At 54.2% G+C, this 15,542-nt stretch carries 15 protein-coding genes; 12 read left to right on the forward strand and 3 right to left on the reverse strand.

Annotated features, from left to right (window positions below):
* Window positions 1-3: 3 nt before the first annotated feature.
* From QMG93_RS03675 to QMG93_RS03720, 10 genes are all read left to right on the forward strand, one after another.
* Window positions 4-669, forward strand: a complete 666-nt coding sequence (locus QMG93_RS03675) for a response regulator (protein ID WP_216796995.1) — start codon at window positions 4-6, stop codon at window positions 667-669.
* Between the two features lie 251 nt (window positions 670-920).
* The gene (locus QMG93_RS03680; protein ID WP_281933631.1) at window positions 921-2,012 is read left to right on the forward strand and encodes a hypothetical protein; all 1,092 of its coding nucleotides are present in this window, start codon (window positions 921-923) and stop codon (window positions 2,010-2,012) included.
* A 173-nt stretch (window positions 2,013-2,185) separates the two neighbouring features.
* Complete coding sequence (gene vanY / locus QMG93_RS03685) at window positions 2,186-3,085, forward strand: VanY-A/VanY-F/VanY-M family D-Ala-D-Ala carboxypeptidase (protein ID WP_281933633.1); 900 nt, start codon at window positions 2,186-2,188, stop codon at window positions 3,083-3,085.
* Window positions 3,086-3,137: 52 nt separating this feature from the next.
* On the forward strand, window positions 3,138-3,833 hold the full coding sequence (locus tag QMG93_RS03690) for a response regulator transcription factor (RefSeq protein WP_281933635.1): 696 nt from the start codon (window positions 3,138-3,140) through the stop codon (window positions 3,831-3,833).
* Window positions 3,826-4,920 carry a sensor histidine kinase gene (locus tag QMG93_RS03695; RefSeq protein WP_281933637.1) on the forward strand — a complete coding sequence of 365 codons (1,095 nt, stop codon included), beginning with the start codon at window positions 3,826-3,828 and terminating at the stop codon, window positions 4,918-4,920. The genes QMG93_RS03690 and QMG93_RS03695 overlap by 8 nt, the downstream gene beginning before the upstream one ends.
* A gap of 183 nt (window positions 4,921-5,103) precedes the next feature.
* Window positions 5,104-5,970: a carbohydrate ABC transporter permease gene (locus QMG93_RS03700; protein ID WP_281934192.1), complete on the forward strand. Its 867-nt coding sequence runs from the start codon at window positions 5,104-5,106 to the stop codon at window positions 5,968-5,970.
* Window positions 5,971-6,030: 60 nt separating this feature from the next.
* Window positions 6,031-6,864, forward strand: a complete 834-nt coding sequence (locus QMG93_RS03705) for a carbohydrate ABC transporter permease (RefSeq protein WP_281933639.1) — start codon at window positions 6,031-6,033, stop codon at window positions 6,862-6,864.
* A gap of 31 nt (window positions 6,865-6,895) precedes the next feature.
* Window positions 6,896-8,059 carry an efflux RND transporter periplasmic adaptor subunit gene (locus QMG93_RS03710; RefSeq protein ID WP_281933642.1) on the forward strand — a complete coding sequence of 388 codons (1,164 nt, stop codon included), beginning with the start codon at window positions 6,896-6,898 and terminating at the stop codon, window positions 8,057-8,059.
* Window positions 8,060-8,102: 43 nt separating this feature from the next.
* The gene (locus QMG93_RS03715; protein WP_281933644.1) at window positions 8,103-9,434 is read left to right on the forward strand and encodes an ABC transporter substrate-binding protein; all 1,332 of its coding nucleotides are present in this window, start codon (window positions 8,103-8,105) and stop codon (window positions 9,432-9,434) included.
* 125 nt (window positions 9,435-9,559) lie between these two features.
* The gene (locus QMG93_RS03720) at window positions 9,560-10,237 is read left to right on the forward strand and encodes a stalk domain-containing protein (protein ID WP_281933646.1); all 678 of its coding nucleotides are present in this window, start codon (window positions 9,560-9,562) and stop codon (window positions 10,235-10,237) included.
* A 2-nt stretch (window positions 10,238-10,239) separates the two neighbouring features.
* On the opposite strand, the gene QMG93_RS03725 is transcribed toward QMG93_RS03720, so the two are convergent.
* From QMG93_RS03725 to QMG93_RS03735, 3 genes are all read right to left on the reverse strand, one after another.
* Complete coding sequence (locus QMG93_RS03725; protein ID WP_216797014.1) at window positions 10,240-10,839, reverse strand: short chain dehydrogenase; 600 nt, start codon at window positions 10,837-10,839, stop codon at window positions 10,240-10,242.
* Between the two features lie 120 nt (window positions 10,840-10,959).
* A complete protein-coding gene (locus QMG93_RS03730; protein ID WP_281933649.1) occupies window positions 10,960-13,086 on the reverse strand; it encodes a cadherin-like beta sandwich domain-containing protein in 2,127 nt (708 codons plus the stop codon).
* A 110-nt stretch (window positions 13,087-13,196) separates the two neighbouring features.
* Window positions 13,197-13,763 (reverse strand): beta-class carbonic anhydrase, encoded by a 567-nt coding sequence (locus QMG93_RS03735; RefSeq protein ID WP_281933650.1) that lies wholly within the window; start codon window positions 13,761-13,763, stop codon window positions 13,197-13,199.
* A 220-nt stretch (window positions 13,764-13,983) separates the two neighbouring features.
* Here QMG93_RS03735 and QMG93_RS03740 point away from each other — a divergent pair, with 220 nt between their 5' ends.
* A complete protein-coding gene (locus QMG93_RS03740) occupies window positions 13,984-14,931 on the forward strand; it encodes a helix-turn-helix transcriptional regulator (protein ID WP_281933651.1) in 948 nt (315 codons plus the stop codon).
* Window positions 14,932-14,996: 65 nt separating this feature from the next.
* Window positions 14,997-15,536, forward strand: a complete 540-nt coding sequence (locus QMG93_RS03745; protein ID WP_281933653.1) for a DinB family protein — start codon at window positions 14,997-14,999, stop codon at window positions 15,534-15,536.
* Window positions 15,537-15,542: the final 6 nt, after the last annotated feature.

The following is a 15,542-nucleotide window of genomic DNA, read 5'->3' on the forward strand; positions in this document are numbered from 1 at the left end:
AACATGACAAAGACGGAACCGATCACAATTCTGATTGTCGACGATCACTCGATTGTGCGTCAGGGCTTGTGCGCATTGTTCAAAATTCAGCCGGATTGCCGGGTCGTAGGCGAAGCCGATGCGGGAGAGAGCGCCGTCCGCTTGGCCGCCGAGCTTGTGCCCGACGTCATTCTCATGGATCTGGTGATGCCCGGGATGGATGGCGTAGAAGCTACGAGGCAGGTCAAGCAAGTCAGCCCCCGTTCTCAGGTGATTGTGCTGACCTCTTATCATGACGACGAGCATATCTTTCCGGCTTTGCGCGCCGGAGCGCTCTCCTATGTGCTCAAGGATATTGAACCGGAACAACTGGTCGAAACCGTGCGCAGAGCCGTACATGGCGAGTCGATGATGCATCCGCGCGTGGCTGCGCGGGTTGTTCAGGAGATACGCGATACGCAACGGGCGGATGACAGCCCGTTCGCCGAATTGAGCGACCGGGAGCTCGAAGTGCTGCGCTTGATCGCGGGCGGGCTGACGAACGCGGAGATTGCGGAGCGCCTGATCATCAGCGAGAAGACGGTGAAAGGCCACGTCAGCAATATTTTAAGCAAGCTGCATATGCTGGACCGTACCAAAGCAGCCGTTTTCGCTTGGCAGCAGGGACTTATGCGTCCGGACGACGAGTAAAAGCAGCTTTTTTCATTCATTTTCCTCAGCATGCACCTATTCATTCCAATGCCGGCTCCCCTTAACAGGGGAGCCGGTTCTGTTTACAACGGACCTCTGGTCGGGGGGATAAACAGATCTGCAGACGCGTCCCATTTCCGCTTGGCTGCCCTATGATTAAGGAGGAACAGGTCATATTTTCCATATTACGGAAGGGTCCGCTGTGGATGGCCGTTCGCGATTCGATTCTTAGAAATAGGGAGTTGTTCTTGATGGATACCGTGAAAAATTCTCTGCTGCAAACAACCGGCAATCCGTCCTCGCAGGTCGGACAGTGGCCATCCTGGATCGGCTATGCTGCGGCAGCTTGGTCTTTGGTTTACGGGCTGCTTGGCTTGTACTGGGCTTTAGGGGGCAGCGGCTTTCCCTTCGGCGAAGGGGATTCCCAGCCCAATATGTCGTTCTTAGGCAGCTTGCAAGCGAAGAGCGGAGCACCGTGGATAGCCGTTCTTGGTTTCGTCGGCGCGATATTGGCAGCAGCGATGACGCGGCTGACAGGGAAGGGCATTCTGCGCGCGGCCGTTCTGGCTTTCGCTTGTGCCGCTTCGGCTATCCTGTTGATCGCCATTCCGGACGCCAGAGTCATCATGGCCGTCGGGTATGCGCCTATATGTCTGCTCGGCGCTCCCTTCGGTTGGCCACCGGTCAATTATTTGGAGAAAGCTTTCCCTTGGGAAGTGATCAACCAGTTCATCTGCATGGCCGGCGGGTTCTTGTGGGTCGGCACGGCCCTCGCTTATTATCGCCGATCCCGGCAAGCTTGCGGGAGCTGCGGCCGGACGGGCAGCAGCGCCACTGCGGGCTGGACAACACCCGAAGCTGCGGCGCGTTGGGGGAGATGGGCCGTCTACGTAGCATTTGTCTTACCGTTCGGCTATGCCGGGATGCGGTGGGCGTGGGCTTTTGGCATCCCTCTCGGAATTGACCGGGAGCTGCTTCAGGAGCTTCACACCAACGGTCTATGGCTGGCCGGCGCGGGCTTGGCTACGGTAGCGGCCGGCGGCTCGGTGTTTACCTTGGGGCTCATCCAACGCTGGGGCGAGATCTTCCCGCGTTGGACGCTGGGACTGTCCGGCAAACGGGTCCCCCCGGCGCTTGCGATTGTCCCCGCCTCCTTTATCACCGTCGTGGTGATGACCGGCGGGCTGACGGTCATCCACATGAATTGGTCTGCTTTTCTCAGCGGCGCTTTTATGACGAATCCGATGATGTGGTGGCCGGTTTGGGGGATCTCGCTGGGAGCGGCTACGCTCGCCTATTATTACCGCAGGCGCGGGCAGTGCTCGGTGTGCGGCCGTGAATAATCGCTTCGAACGAGGAGGAGGATCGGTATGGATAGGGTATCGCCCCGCCCAACTGCGCGGTAGAGCGCGACCATGACCATATCAAATGTTAATAAAATCTTTATCTTTACCTTACTTCTTTTTAAACGTTATTCTTTATCCTTACAGAATGAAAGCGTAAGGAGGAAACGTAGATGAAGAAGTGGGTTTTTTTGCTTGTCATGCTTTTGCCGCTGGGGTGTGAAGCCATTCAACAGGAGCCGCAAGCCGTAAACGTGGAATACAGCAAGGCGGTCGACCAAGCTCAGGAGGCGGCTCCCCAAAAGAAGGCTCCAACGAAGACTCAAACAAAGAATCAAACAAAGGCTCAAACGATAAAAGTAACCAAAAACCAGATTTACCAAGGGAATCTGCTGCTGGTTAACAAGCAGTATCCGGTGCATGAAGAGGGCGTTACGGCCGATGTGGTCAACCTGTTTCGGGATAAGGAGCTGTCCCAGGGATACGTGGTGCTCGATAAGACGATCCGGCTGTCGAAAGGCGTGGCGCAAAAATTTCAAACGATGGTCAATGCCGCCTCCAAAGAAGGGGTGAGTGCTTTTATGATCAGCAGCGGCTACCGGGACAACAAAGAACAAAGCCAGCTGTATAAAAGTATGGGCGCCGATTATGCGCTGCCTGCGGGCTACAGTGAGCATAACTTAGGCTTATCCCTTGATATCGGATCGACACAAACGGAGATGAACCGCGCCCCGGAAGGAAAATGGCTGCAAAAAAACGCTTGGGCTTACGGATTTATTTTGCGCTATCCCAAGGACAAGACGGAGATCACGGGCATTCAATACGAGCCTTGGCATTTTCGCTATGTCGGCTTGCCGCATAGTGTGATCATGCAGGAGAAAAACTTTACATTGGAGCAATATTTGGATTACCTGAAGGAACAAGAGACGGTTTCGACGACGATAGAGGGCAAATCCTACGAAGTCTCGTATTATCCCGTGTCTGGCAATACATCGATTCCGGTGCCGGTCGGTCGCAACTATGAACTATCGGGAAACAATATGGATGGCGTCATTGTAACCTTGCTTCCTTGACTGGAAGTTCTGGTACAATGGAATGGTTAACTCTATGCAGAGGGTGAATGCGATGAAGCGGATCACGATTTTGATCGCGGATGACGAGATGGCGATTGCCGATTTGATCGGACTGCATCTAACCAAAGAAGGCTACCATGTGATTAAAGCGGCGGATGGGCAGGAGGCCATTCAAGCCGTTCAGACGCATTCGATCGATCTGGCGATTTTGGATATTATGATGCCCAAAGTGGATGGTTACGAAGTGACCCGGCAAATCCGGGAAACGAATCATATGCCGATCATTTTCCTGAGCGCGAAAACGTCCGACATGGATAAAATCGCAGGCTTGGTGAGGGGCGCGGACGATTATATGACCAAGCCGTTCAACCCGATGGAGCTGATCGCCCGCGTGAACGCCCAACTGCGGCGTTCCAGACTGCTCAGCCAATCGTCGGAGGAGAACAAGCCCGTGCTGGAAGCGGGAGGCTTGGCCATTTATCCCGATCAGCGTACGGTTACCTTATATAGCGAACCGGTCGATCTCACGCCGAAAGAATTCGATATCCTGTATCTGCTGGCCAGCTATCCGAAGAAAGTGTTCAGCGCGGAAAATATTTTTCAGCAGGTGTGGGGCGAAGATTACTATGAAGGCGGCAATACGGTGATGGTGCACATCCGGAAGCTGAGGAAAAAATTACAAGAGGATGAACGTAAACATAAGCTGATCAAAACGGTATGGGGGGTGGGATATACATTCAATGGCTAGCATGATGCGCAGCTTCCGGTCCAGAATGATCCTGCTGCTCGGTTTAAGCATGCTGTTCGCGGGCACCATTACGTATTTGTTCTATAAACTCCTTCAGTTTTATTACCGAACGTTCGTGAAGTTTCAGGATCCGCTGGCTTACGTGCGCATGTTCATCAACATTGTCGGAGATATTAACTTCTTTTTGCTGTTTTTCATCCCGCTTGCGACGTTGTTTTTCTTTGTCCTCACCAAGCCCTACGCCACTTATTTCAATGAAATTTCCAAGGGGATTCATCATCTGGCCAACGGCGATTTCAAGCAGCGCGTTCATATTTCCTCCCGCGACGAGTTCGAGGACATTGCGACGGACATCAATCTGGCGAGCGAAAAGCTGCAGCAGGCCGTCGAAAGAGGAGACTTTGCAGAAAGCAGCAAGGATCAGCTCGTCCTGAATTTGGCGCATGATTTGCGCACGCCGTTGACTTCGGTGATCGGCTATTTGGATTTTATTCTGAAGGACGAGCAGTTGACCAAGGAGCAGGTCAGACAGTATGCGGATATTGCTTTTCAAAAATCGCAGCGTCTGGAGAAGCTGGTCGACGAGCTGTTCGAAATTACGAGAATGAACTACGGCATGCTGGCCTTCGAGAAACAAACCATCGATCTCAGCGAGCTGTTGGTTCAGTTGAACGAAGAGCTGTACCCTGCCTTCGAGAAGCATCAATTGACGGCCCGGCTGCAGGTGGCTCCCGGTTTATCGGTATTGGGCGATGGAGACCTGCTGGCGCGCGTCTTCGAGAATTTGCTGACCAATGCCATCCGTTACGGAAAAGACGGCCGGTTCGTGGATATGAACGCTTATTCCGAAGCGGAAGCGGTCGTGGTGCAGGTGATCAATTACGGAGTCCCGATCCAGCCCGATGAGCTGCCGCACATCTTCGATATGTTCTATACCGGCGACAAGGCGCGCACGTATCAAGAGGGAAGCACGGGTCTCGGCCTCTATATCACGAAGAACATTGTGATGCAGCATGACGGAACGGTGACCGCCCATAGCAGCACGAACCGCACCATCTTTGAAGTGCGTCTGCCGCAAACAAATTAAGAAAAACTTTAAGATTGCCCTACTTCTTTTTAAACAGTATTTCCTATCCTAGGAGTGAAGGATAGGACAGAGCTGGGGATGAAGAAGCGGGGTTTTTTTGTTATCACGCACAGAAAGCGGGAGTGATCCGATGAATTACAACGGCCAAACGGCGGCGATTGCCGATTCATGCTGAAGCCAGGAATGAAACGCTGGACCCGGAGCGATGCGGCGGCGGCCCTGCTGTTTCTCGCACCCAGCGTCGCAGGCTTCGCACTGTTCTACCTTATTCCGTTTGCTGCGGGGGTGTACGACTCCTTCCTGGATCGCCCGGTCGGGGGTCGGTTCGTTGGGCTGGCGAATTACGGCGAGCTGCTCGCGGGCGGTTCGTTTCGGAAAGCGGCCTCCAATACGTTCTATTTTACCGCGGTCAGCGTGCCGCTCATCGTGGGGCTGTCTTTAGGACTGGCGCTGCTGCTGAACCGGAAGATGTACATGCGCAATATGCTGAGAACGGCTTACGTGCTGCCGCTTGTCGTCCCCGTAGCCTCGGTTGTTCTCATCTGGCAGATGCTGTTCGACTGGAACGGTTCGCTGAACGCGTGGCTCGGTTATTTCGGGCTCGAACGTGTGGATTGGATGAAGACGGAGGCGGCCCGGCATGTGGTCATGGTCATTTATTTATGGAAAAACGTTGGCTATAACATGATTTTATTTCTGGCCGGGCTTCAGCAAATTCCAAGCGATTACTACGAGACCGCCCGGCTGGAAGGCGCCGGACGACTCCGACAGTTCGTCGGCATTACGCTCGTTTATTTAACGCCGACGATGTTTTTCGTCGTCATCATGTCCATCACCGGCTCGTTTAAAATATTCCGGGAGACGTACTTGATCGCGGGCGATTATCCGCACGACAGCATCTATACGCTGCAGCACTATATGAACAATATGTTCATGACGCTCGAGATGCAGAAATTGACTGCGGCGGCAACGTTGATGGCGGGCTGCCTTCTGCTTGTAGTTTTCGCGTTGTTTGCGCTGGAGCGCCGTTTCCGGCAGTTCATGGAATAGCGGGAGGTGATTCGGCTGCGAAGTTCAAGAGCCTGGCAAAAAGGAGCGTTAACGGCCGTCATGGCCGTGATCGCGGCGGCACTGCTAATGCCCATCGTGATTTCTTTCACAAATTCGTTGATGACCGAATGGGAAATCGGCAGCAATTACGGACTGATCGGGAAAATGACCGACGCTGCCGCAGGGAACGCGAACCGGTTTGTGAATTTAAAGCTGCTGCCGAATCTGGCCTCGCTGGAGCAGTATGCGAGCGTGCTGGTCCTCGATTCAAGCTTTCTGAGGATGTTCTGGAATTCGGTCTTCCTGGTGGTGCCGATCATTGCGGGACAGACCGTCGTCGGCGCGCTGGCGGCCTATGCCTTCGCCAAGCTGCGTTTCCGGGGCCGGGATGCGCTGTTTCTCGTCTATGTCATGACGATGCTTATGCCGTTCCAAGTGACACTGGTGCCCAACTATATGATGGCCGATAAGCTGGGGCTGCTGAACAGTCCGTCTGCGATCATATGGCCCGGCGTGTTCGCGGCATTCGGCGTATTCATGCTCAGGCAGTTCGCGCTGCATATTCCGTTTTCCTATATCGAGGCGGCCAAGATGGACGGGGCCGGGCATGTGCGGATTTTCAGCGAGATCATTGTCCCGATGCTCAAGCCGGGGCTGGGGGCGCTCGTTGTTCTGCTGTTCGCGGATTATTGGAACATGGTGGAGCAGCCGCTTGTTTTTCTGGACGATTCGCTCAAGCAGCCGCTGTCGGTTTATTTATCGAAAGTGCAGGAAGGCGAACGGGGGATTGCTTTCGCCGCGTCCATGCTTTATATGACGCCGATGGTGCTGCTGTTTTTGTATGCGGAAACTTACTTCATCGAAGGCATCGAGCTGTCCGGCATCAAGGGGTAGCTTGTACGGTTAGGAGGCGGGGGACGCGGAAATGGGACCGAACGAAGAGCCCGTAGAACGTAGTCGCAAAAGAAAGCTTCGCGCGGTGTTCGGCAGCTTTATCGCGCTGCTCGTGCTGTTCACCTTATTCGGCAATACGCTGCAGTCGTTGACCTTGCCGAAGGTCAGAACGGAGAAGCCGGCGCGCGCGGGCTTGGTCTATACGCTTGAAGGAAGCGGGAACCTGAAGCCGATCGCGGAGGCCAAGCTAACGAATCCCGGCGGCTGGAAGGTCAAAGCGGTTCACGTGAAGGAAGGGGAGCGGGTGGCGAAGGGACAGGCGCTTGTCACCTATGACAGCTCGTCCGCTGAGCGGGAACTGCAGGATGAAAAGGCGCAACTGGAAAAGCAACACATCGAGCTGCAAAATACCCAGGACCGCTTCATCGTATCAGCACAGGAAGCGGACGAGATGAAGAAGCGGAGCGTTAGCCGCGATCTGGAGAAGCAAAAAATCGATTTGGGCATCCAGGAACGCAAAATCAAGCAATTGGAGGACCGTCTGGCCAGCCAAAAAGAAATTCCCGCCCCGTTCGACGGGATGGTTACGAAATTGAATGCCGTCGTGGGCTTGGCTTCCGCGGGAGAGCCAGATGTTGTGATCACGAACGAAAGCCGGGGCTACCGGTTCGAATTTATCGCCGATGCGCCGCTGTTGACCAATCTGGGGATTTCCCTGGAGGACAAGGTGCAGGTCGAAGTTCAGGCCATAGGGGATCAGCAACCGACCATGCTGGAAGGTGCCATTCTGGAGTTGGCGGATGCCGAGCCGCGCATGGCGAGCTCGTCCGATAAAAAGGCCAATCAGACAGCTACGATCACCCGGAAAGTGGTGCGCGTGAAGGTGGCGGCTTCCGAACTGAAAGGAGGTGAGCAGGCATGGGTCAAACTCACGAAGCGCTCGCAGCAAGAGGGGCTGTTGATTTCGAACGAGGCCATACATGAGGATCGCGCAGGCAAGTTCATCTATAAAGTGGAAGAACGGAAAGGCGCTTTGGGTGATGTGTTTATTGTGCGCAAGGTCCAAATTCGTGCCACGGAAACGAATGACAAAGTAACGAAGGTTCCGGAGGATGGCAGCGTGTACGAGGGCGATCCGATCATTCTGGAAAGCAGCGAGCCCTTGCAGGATGGCAATCGGGTGCGTTTGCAGTAGCTGCGCACGAATATAATCATTTGATGGAAGAGAGGAATCTACGATGAAAAAACGATTAGGGCTTGGATTCGCCTGCGCGATTCTTGCCACGACAACCGCATGCGGAAACGGCAATGAGACGACGGCAAGCAAGGAGCAGCCGAAATCGAAAGAGGGAAAGAAGGTCGTGACCTTATCTCTAAAAGAGCCGAACCCGTACTTCGAGGCGACTGCGAAGAAATTCAAGGAGAAATATCCCGACATCGACGTGCAAATCCAGAGCTTCAAGCAGCCGGGCGAAGAGCATGTCGATAGAGAGAAATATATAAAAACGATGAACACGGCGCTGCTATCGGGAAAAGGCGCGGATATTATCGACGTGAGCGGCTTACCCACCGACAAATATGCGAATCAAAAGCTTCTCCTGAACATGAGCGATATGCTGGACCAGGACAAAACGGTGAATAAAAGCAACTTGCAGATGAACGTTTTGGACGCGATGAAATTGAACGGCGGCTTGTATACGATGCCTGCCAGTTTCTTCTTGATGGCACTCGTAGGAGACGGGGACGTTCTGGAGAAGGCCAACATAAAGGTCGACGACAAAAGCTGGAATTGGAAGCAATTCGAAGAGATAGGCCGAAAGCTGGTGCAGCAGACAGCGAGCGGCAAGGACCGCCGCAATTTCTTGGAGAGTAATCCGCCGGAGTACATCCTGCAGGAAAGGGTGACGGACAGCTACGGACAATTGATCGACCGTGCGACCCGGAAAGCCAAATTCGACTCCCCCGCGTTCACGGACATGCTGCGGCAAGTTAAAAAGCTGTATGACGACAAAATCATGATAGCCCAAGCGACGGATAAAGAAAATCCGCTGTTCTACACTGAGCGGATACTCTCGCCGGCCGATTTTATCAAGGGCCCCTATGCGAAATTCTCCAATCCGAAGCTGCTGCAAAAGCCGCACCCGGAAGGAAAAACCGGCGGAATCAAGATCGTTACCACCTCGGAGCTTGCGATACAAGCCAAATCCGAGGTCAAAGAGGAAGCATGGAAGTTTATGGCCTTCTTGCTATCCGAAGAAGTGCAGTCTTCTCCCTACCAGGACAGATTTTCCCTCCTGAAATCGGTGAACGAGAAGAAGCTGGACGAGCTTCAGAAGCAAACGAAAGGCGGAGCGTATAAGCTTGAGGATGGAAAAACGGCGAAGGTGTCGGGGGAGGATTTTGCCCGATTCAAGCAGTTCCTTCATACGGCCGATCGTTATGCTGAGGAGGATGTTAAAGTGTTTAACATCATCTATGAAGAGTCCGAAGCGTTCTTCAGCGGCCAGAAGTCCGCGGAGGAAGTCGCGAAGCTGATCCAGAACAAGACGACAACTTACTTGAACGAATAAGGAGTAAGCATGGCGGGAAGAGCCGACGTATGCCGCAACCGTAACGATTGCAGTCGCAGCAGCGGCAAAAAGCCGCTCCGCGTAATATAATGGATCAAGATGCGGAAAAGGAAGGACGGTATCTTTTGAGAAAATATATTATAGCTTCAATCGTCTGCGTATTCGTAGTGATTACCGTTGCGGCTTACGGGGCAAGCTCCTCTCTGGACTTTCTAACGTCCGAGAAATTCGTCATCAACGGGGCAGACAAAAGGTTGTCCGTGATCAACTATAACGGACACGTCTATGTCCCGCTGCGCTTCGTGGCGGAACAGATGGCAGCGGACATTGATTACCGGGAGGACGAGCGGACAACGTATATTCAGCAACAAAGCGTCAAATTTGACGGACGGAACTTCGCGCCCGTTCCCTCCGTTGCCTATGAGAAGAAAACCGAGAGCGGAATCGTCTGGATGCAGGAGATTCCGCTGCTTGATGGCAACGCATGTTGGACGGATTGCTTCAATCCCTACACAGGGCCCGGCCCGGCATCAGAAATGATCAAGCAAGCCGAATACCCTCCGGTGGCCGTGAAGCCGGAATCGGATATTGTCATTACATACCCGAAGGGCATGAAGCCCTTGCACCTGGAGGTTACTATGGCGTCCGAATCGGATGCCGGCAAAAAAGAAGATAAGGCGGTGCCCTTGGACGGCGATCGGCTGCACTTACCCAAACAACCCGGACGCTACACGATCTCGATCTATGCCTACTGGAATAAAAGCCAACAAACAAGATCTATTTTTGCAGTCGATGTGAAATAGAGTTAATAAACCTCGTAGCACTGTCCGGTTTGTTTGCCTTCGATGCTCTTCTGATATGCGGCGGCCGCTTTGCTGGCAGGAACGGGCACGAATCCGGCAAAATAACCGGCATAATCGTTCCAAGATTCTTCCAGCACATTTGGACTGACGGTGTTAATCCGGATGCCCCGCGGCATTTCGATCGCAGCCGACTTGACGAACGCCCGGATGGCGCCGTTGGCCATCGCGGAAGAGGTTCCTTGCGCGATAGGATCGTCCATCAGAATGCCCGACACCAGCGTAAAGCTGCCGCCGTCATGGACATAATCCAATCCGAGCAGAACAATATTGACCTGGCCTTTGAGCTTGCCGTCGATGGCAACCTGATTATCCTCCGGGGTCATATCGGTCAGTGGAAGAAACTTGGCGCTTCCCGCCGTGACAACGACCGCATCGACTTTTCCTACCGCTTCGTACATCGCTGCGATGCTCTCCGTTGATGTCATATCTACGGTCACATCGCCACCGCTCCGCGCCGCTTTGATAATCTCGTGGTTATCCTTCAATCGGTCAACGACAGCTCTGCCAAGCGTCCCCGTAGCGCCAACAACTAATATTCTCATCGGTTACCCGCCTTTCCAGTCGTATTGATACAAATTTTACCATGGGTTTATGTCCGGTTCAATTGCGCCTCCGGATGAGCGAAAAGCAGCCGTCCCCCGATGCCGGGAAACGGCTGCTTTCTATGATTGCTGCGGAGAAACGAATTTCGCCCCGACCTGTTTCAATACAATCGCCACATCTTCACGGGTAAATTGACCGTCTCCGTTCAAGTCATTATGCCCGTACAGCGAGTTCAGATAAGCGAGAACTTCACGGATGCCAATCCCGTCATGGTCGGTATCGAGATCGGCCAGCCTGCGCTGCATTTGCTGAATAGGGTCTCCGTAGACTACCTTGAGGCTCACGACCGCGTTCGTCTCCCCGCTATAGCTGCTTACCGCCCCGGCTTGGATACGGAATTCCAGATCATCCCCCGGCTGAAGCAGGCCGCTCGTGGTGAAGCCTACTTCAGCGGCTCCCGGCGTGTAGACGACATCGGTTACCGACAGCGCCGTGTTGCGGCTCATATTGGCGACGCTGAAGTAGGTCGCATCCGCGACGGACTGCAAGGGCTCGGAGAAGGTCAGTCGCACCTTCATCCCGTCTATGACCAGCTTCGTCAATACCGGCGTTCCGGCTTGAGACACGCGAATGGTGTATACCCGGGTCGTCCCGTCTTGTGCGGTGACCAGCACTTCGATGACATTTTGTACGCCGGAGATCAGGGGCAGCGCGGGGCTGTCCGTGCCGCTCTGAACGGGAACGTAGCTGCCGCCGTTGGCGCGGACCTGAATCTTAGCGACCGGGTTGCCATCCGGCAGGACGGGCTTCACCGTGAGCGATGGGACGGAGCGGCTTACCGTCATAGAATAGTCCGTTACCTGGCCGGAGAAGTCAAGGTATCCGGGCGAAACGGTTAAGCCGGACAAGCTGGCCTCGCTATTTTTTAATCTCGTTACGGTGAGCGTATATATTTTTTCCACGGACGGGTCCTCGGCCAGTACCTTGATCTCCAGCGTATTGCTGCCCACCGTCAGAGGCAGGGTCGCCGGAGAGCCGTTCGCCGCCGGTACGTAGCTGCCTCCGTTGGCGCGAACGTAGACGGAGGCGTTCGCATCGGATAACGCGGGCGTTACCGTCAAGCTGGACGTGGAGTAAGGGACGTCCGCCATCGTATAAGCCAGCCTATCGTATGCGAACGCTTCGTTCAAGGTTCCCGGGGCCACGTCCAGCCCGCTTAACCATGCGTTGTTGTTTTGCCGTTTCACGGTCATGTTATAGGTATTCGTTTTCGTTCCGTCTTCCGCGATCACTTTGACCTGGATGCGGTTGCCCCCGACGTTCACGGCAAACGGCTGGCTGGGCAAGCCGCTGCTAACCGTTGTGAAACCTCCGTCATTAATTTGAAGCTGCACGGTTGCTGCCGAATCGGCTGCCGTCGGCGTCACCGTCATTTCCTGGGTCGCATAGCCGACATCCGTCAGAACATATCCCATAAGATACGGTTGAAAAGGCGGACTTAGCGTGCTCCCGGATACGGTTAATGCGCTCAACTCCGCATTCGTGCCCGGCTCAGCCCGCATGACCGTAATCGCATACGTTTTATTGGCCGTTTTATCATTCGATGTCGTCTGCACCGCGATCGTATTGCTTCCGACGTTCAAAGGAACGGGAGCGGACGCCGTCCCGTCAGTAGCTGCCGTTCCGTTGATGCTGAAGGAGGCGGCGGGGTCGTCCAACACCCCGGTGATCGACAGGCTGCTCGTCGTATAAGGAACGCTTGCCGTGTAGCTCGTTGTGGAAGGTTGGAAAGGCGGGGTTAACGCCGTTCCGTTTATACGCAAATCGCTCAAATCCACATCGTTCGTCGCAGGGAAGTACACATGGATCTTATACGTTTTGACCGTTGACGAATCGGCCGAGGTGACTTTGATTTGAAAGGTGTTCTCTCCCCGGTTCGTCGCGATATAGCCGGTCGACGCATTTTCGCTCATCGTGATCCAGGAGCTTCCGTTCATCGAGTACGCCATCGTCGCCCCGGAATTCGCAGGGATGGCGGCGGTGTAAAAGCCTTGTTCGGAGCTGCGCATCTTTACCCAATATTCCGTCACGGACGGCGAAAAAGCGGGCGAGAGCGCCCCTGCGCCCTGATGAATGCTCGTCAGATCGGCATTGGCATCATTACCTGCCGCACGTGTATGCCAAGGGAAAATAACAATAAACATCATAGCCGTAAAAATGACCATCAAAAGCTTGGAAGTTCGCACAAAACGTCCCCCTTCATGATGATAACCACCATTGTGAGAAAATGTATGGCATTCTCGTTGCCGCGTTTCGAATGTTTAGGAAAGCAGGAGGTTTCCATGCTATGACCGGGTCAGCCTTCCCGGTAGTCCTCGACAATGACCTCGATCGCCCCGGTCTCGGGGTCCATCACGAAGCCGTGAACAGGGATCGCTTGGGGGAAAAGCGGATGTCTGCGAATCATTTTGACGCTGTGCATGACACCTTCTTCCGCACAGCTAAAGCCGCGCAAAAACTTTTCCATGCGGATGCCGGATCGCTCAAGCGTCTCGATCACTAACGGATCGATGCCATGCTCCGCGAATTTGTTCACCATGCTCGCCGGATCAATCTCCGTCATGCCGCAGCCGTGGTGTCCGATCACGATCACCTCGCGCGCGCCCAGCTCGTAGACGGCGACCAGAAGGCTGCGCATGGCGCTGCCGAACGGCTGGGTCAAAATCGCGCCCGCATTTTTGATGAACTTCGCATCTCCGTTTTTGAAGCCTAGCGCCTTCGGAAGCAGCTCGCTAAGCCGCGTGTCCATGCAGGTCAGCACGGCGACCTCTTTATCGGGATATTTGTCCGTTAAGTAATCTTCATACCGTTTCTCGGCAACGAATTTTTTATTGAACTCCAGTAAGCTCGGGACAATTGACATTGTGTGTGACCTCCTTGCTGCACGCTAGATTCTTATGTTTAAGTCTAGCATCAAATACAGGAGAATGAATAGTAAAAATCTGTTTAACATCAGTGCGGAGAAGCGCCAATTCCAAAAACCTTATGTTTTTCGTCGGGTTATTGTAATAAGATGAGGATAACAAGTAAGGCTGCGGCGAAATCGTACAATTCGCTCCTATAGAAGAGAGGAGGACGCAGCGATGAACAAAACGGATCGTCTGTTAGCCATCGTCATCGAGTTACAGCGCAAAGGGGTATTGCGGGCGGAGGATTTGGCGGCCCGCTTCGAGACGAGTACGCGAACCATCTACCGGGACATTCAGGCGCTTAGCGAGGCGGGGGTTCCGGTTGTCGGCGCTCCGGGGCAGGGCTATTCCTTGATGGAGGGGTATTTTCTGCCTCCGGTGAGCTTTACGGTGGAAGAAGCGGTAGCGCTGCTGATCGGAACGGACTTCGTCGAACAAAAGTTCGATACCGGGTATGGCGCGAAGGCGCAGAGCGCCCGGGGGAAGATCGAAGCCGTCTTGCCGGAGAGTGTCCACAGCGAGGCGTCCCGGGTCCGCGCGACCATGCGGCTGCTGGCTGCAGGTGATGCGCCGATCAGCGGGCGGGAGAAGCAGTACTTGGAAGCTCTGCGGCAAGCGATATTGGAGCGGAGGAAGGTGAAGTTCCATTACTCGAAGAACAGGCCGGAGGTGGATGGGAACCGCCATAGCCACCGCACGACCGCCCCTTACGGGCTTATCCTTGTTCGCGGCTCCTGGATCTTGCTTGCGCATTGCGAGCTGCGGCAAGAGCTTCGCCATTTCCGGTTGTCCCGAATGAACGGCTTGGCCGTTCTGGAGGACCCATTCTTGTTTCCTCCTGATTTTCAATTGGAGGATTACTTGCCTGCGGATGACCGGAACGTGCGGGTGCGTATTCTGGCAAATCCGGCGATCGTGGATCGGGTAAAGGAAACGTGCAGCTTTTATCTGGAAACCTTCGAGGATCGGGAGGAAGGCTTGGTCATCACATTTCGCGTCCGGCAGCCCGAGGAGCTGCTGAATTGGGTGCTCGGCTGGGGAGCGAATGCCGTGGTACTGGAGCCCGAGGCGCTGAAGATCAGGGTCCGGCAGGAAGCCGAAAAGATGTTGGAGCGCTACTGACATACTGTTGTCAGTAGCGTTTTTGTATAGTAAGAGCAGATGATGAAAAGGAGCTGGGATAAGCTATGAATACAACGGAAATTTTGCGGAGTTTTGAGGAAATTACAGAGCATTATATTCAAGAGCTGGAAGAGTTCAGTATGGAACAGTTGAAGCGGCAGCCGGGGGAGAACGAATGGTCGCTCGGACAAATGTACCAGCATTTGATCAATGCTGCATTGTACATGCAGCTTGCCAATGCGGAGCGCTGTCTGACACCAGAGGGGAATGACGCCGTATCCGCAGGCGAAAAGACGGAGGTGGGGGCAGCCATATTCGAGCAAGGAAGCTTTCCGCCGGTGCGCATTCAGGTGCCGCCTTCACCGCAATACACGCCTCAGCAGCCGGAAAGCAAAGAGCAGCTTGTCGAAGGGCTGAGTTCTGTCGTGCGCCGTATGAACGAGATTGCGCTAAAGCTGGAAAATGCGCCGCTGCACCATACCGTCGCACATCCCCGATTTGGGGGACTGACCGCGGAAGAATGGTTCAGGCTCGTCGAAATGCATTACCGCCACCATCTTCTGCAGAAGGACCGTTTGAAGCAAGCTCTTTTGCTTAACGCTTAACTGTGA

It is taken from the genome of Paenibacillus tyrphae (assembly GCF_027925525.1).
Lineage (GTDB): Bacteria > Bacillota > Bacilli > Paenibacillales > NBRC-103111 > Paenibacillus_G > Paenibacillus_G tyrfis_B.

What these genes read in the sequence shown, in the direction of transcription:
- QMG93_RS03725 (WP_216797014.1), bottom strand. Translation starts at nt 10,839, where the DNA reads ATGAGAATATTAGTTGTTGGCGCTACGGGGACGCTTGGCAGAGCTGTC.
- vanY (WP_281933633.1), top strand. Translation starts at nt 2,186, where the DNA reads ATGAAGAAGTGGGTTTTTTTGCTTGTCATGCTTTTGCCGCTGGGGTGT.
- QMG93_RS03745 (WP_281933653.1), top strand. Translation starts at nt 14,997, where the DNA reads ATGAATACAACGGAAATTTTGCGGAGTTTTGAGGAAATTACAGAGCAT.
- QMG93_RS03715 (WP_281933644.1), top strand. Translation starts at nt 8,103, where the DNA reads ATGAAAAAACGATTAGGGCTTGGATTCGCCTGCGCGATTCTTGCCACG.
- QMG93_RS03700 (WP_281934192.1), top strand. Translation starts at nt 5,104, where the DNA reads ATGAAACGCTGGACCCGGAGCGATGCGGCGGCGGCCCTGCTGTTTCTC.
- QMG93_RS03695 (WP_281933637.1), top strand. Translation starts at nt 3,826, where the DNA reads ATGGCTAGCATGATGCGCAGCTTCCGGTCCAGAATGATCCTGCTGCTC.
- QMG93_RS03675 (WP_216796995.1), top strand. Translation starts at nt 4, where the DNA reads ATGACAAAGACGGAACCGATCACAATTCTGATTGTCGACGATCACTCG.
- QMG93_RS03735 (WP_281933650.1), bottom strand. Translation starts at nt 13,763, where the DNA reads ATGTCAATTGTCCCGAGCTTACTGGAGTTCAATAAAAAATTCGTTGCC.
- QMG93_RS03710 (WP_281933642.1), top strand. Translation starts at nt 6,896, where the DNA reads ATGGGACCGAACGAAGAGCCCGTAGAACGTAGTCGCAAAAGAAAGCTT.
- QMG93_RS03680 (WP_281933631.1), top strand. Translation starts at nt 921, where the DNA reads ATGGATACCGTGAAAAATTCTCTGCTGCAAACAACCGGCAATCCGTCC.
- QMG93_RS03690 (WP_281933635.1), top strand. Translation starts at nt 3,138, where the DNA reads ATGAAGCGGATCACGATTTTGATCGCGGATGACGAGATGGCGATTGCC.
- QMG93_RS03740 (WP_281933651.1), top strand. Translation starts at nt 13,984, where the DNA reads ATGAACAAAACGGATCGTCTGTTAGCCATCGTCATCGAGTTACAGCGC.
- QMG93_RS03705 (WP_281933639.1), top strand. Translation starts at nt 6,031, where the DNA reads ATGGCCGTGATCGCGGCGGCACTGCTAATGCCCATCGTGATTTCTTTC.